Here is a 1,664-nt window from a genome sequence, read left to right as displayed (position 1 = left end):
AGTTGCAGAAAAGCAATATAGTATAATTGTAAACAAAGAAAATTTTCTCATTTTGCTTTCTTTGTTTTGAGGTGATATTTATAACGAATAATACTTGCTGCAATTAAAATGACAAGACAAAGTTCTGATACTACTTTTTCGGCATCGAATACATCTACAGGTCTATCCTTTAATTGAGGGTCCATTACGATTCCATGAATTACGAATAATAATGCCGTACCATAAGAAATGAGATGAATGTTTTTCCATGTTCGGAAACTCATTTTTTTCTTTACTACTTTTTGGGTTGTGATTAAAACTGTAATAATTGCAAACATTGAAAGCGTCCCCAATGCAACAAATAATTTTTGATGTGGGGCATTTATTGGAAAAATAACATCAATGAATTTGAATTTAGTTGTTGGGTCAAATAGTAAAAGAGTTGGGTGCAAAAGCACCAACAGCAAAGCAATGTAAGCTGTCCAATTATGAAGATTATAAACATTTATTTGTTTAATACGGTCGGGCAATTGTGTCCAATAGCTATGCTTGTTGTAAGCTGTACCGAGCATCATGCCCAACAGTATGTTTAAAGTTAAAAGTCCTGTTGCAACTAATCCCGCATAAGCAGATAGCTGAAGGAATGGGAAATTTTCCATAATAAATATTTTTTCATTTTTTAAATTTTGAAATAAACAATTAAGCCCATTTCCGAAACGTATCGGAATGGGAAAGAGTTAAATTGAAAATCTCAAAATTTTAAATGCGAAGCACCCTAAGCCGAAGGTAAATTTTATCGGGTGGCTTTGGGTCAAAAGAAGAAATGGGCAGAATAGTCAAAAAAGGAATGTCTTGACAAACCCGATATTTTACATAAATAAGTGGTAGTTCCGCAGGAATATCAACATGAAAATCAAAATCAAAGTTTGATTTTTTGTGGGCAATATACACATGATTTTCGTTCTCATAGTTTTTTGCATACTCTTGGCTGTCTAACTCCAAAGCCGAAGCAACGTAGCAAAATCCTGTTAGGAAAATTAGTATATTTATTAGTCTCTTTTTCACGCTGCAAAGGTCTAATTTATTTTCATTTTTTTTTTATTTTTCTTCCTTTCGTTTAATTGAAGAACGGCAGCTCCCTTTGGTTGCAGTGAACTTTAAGGAAAACCACCGCCATTCCCCCCGACGAGCCTATCCACTACCCCGCATACTGAGGGGGAGGGATTGCGGTGGTTTTTTGTTGAACGAAACCCAACTTTATGCTTAAATAATACAACAATCCAACAAAATAGTTATACAATTGACAAACTCTATCATCCGGATGGAGGAACGAGGCATCCAGATGGAAGAACGAGGCATCCAGACGAAGGAACGAGGCATCCAGATGAAGGAACGGGGCATCCGTGAGCAAAAAAAGGCATCCGTGTGCAGAAACGAGTCTTCCGGCTGATGACATGGGCAATCGGAGAATTTAAATCCAATATTTCATGAATTTACTTTCTCTGCTGATATAAAATCATTTTGTAAAAACTAAACGAAGAAATATAAAAACCGAAAGGACGGATATAAAAACGGGAATGTACGTAATAACAAAAACCCGAAAGTATGTTTCTCTTTCGGGTTCTCGCAGCATAATGGAAAACTTTTTACTATGCCCAGTAAAAATTCTATCAAAGTTATAAGAA

General features: G+C 35.4%; 3 protein-coding genes. 1 reads left to right on the top strand and 2 read right to left on the bottom strand.

Translation table 11 applies throughout. The features are described 5' to 3' along the window. Positions 1 to 47: 47 nt before the first annotated feature. Complete coding sequence (locus tag ACHZDT_RS17850) at positions 48 to 638, bottom strand: ferric reductase-like transmembrane domain-containing protein (RefSeq protein WP_394776019.1); 591 nt, start codon at positions 636 to 638, stop codon at positions 48 to 50. A 100-nt stretch (positions 639 to 738) separates the two neighbouring features. After that, positions 739 to 1,044: a hypothetical protein gene (locus tag ACHZDT_RS17845; protein WP_394776018.1), complete on the bottom strand. Its 306-nt coding sequence runs from the start codon at positions 1,042 to 1,044 to the stop codon at positions 739 to 741. Between the two features lie 159 nt (positions 1,045 to 1,203). On the opposite strand from ACHZDT_RS17845, the gene ACHZDT_RS17840 reads away from it, so the two are divergent. Then, on the top strand, positions 1,204 to 1,386 hold the full coding sequence (locus tag ACHZDT_RS17840; RefSeq protein WP_394776017.1) for a hypothetical protein: 183 nt from the start codon (positions 1,204 to 1,206) through the stop codon (positions 1,384 to 1,386). Positions 1,387 to 1,664: the final 278 nt, after the last annotated feature.

The organism is Flavobacterium sp., assembly GCF_043722275.1.
GTDB lineage: Bacteria > Bacteroidota > Bacteroidia > Flavobacteriales > Flavobacteriaceae > Flavobacterium.
Note: the sequence above shows the minus strand (reverse complement) of the source record. Positions and strands in the feature narration are given on the sequence as shown.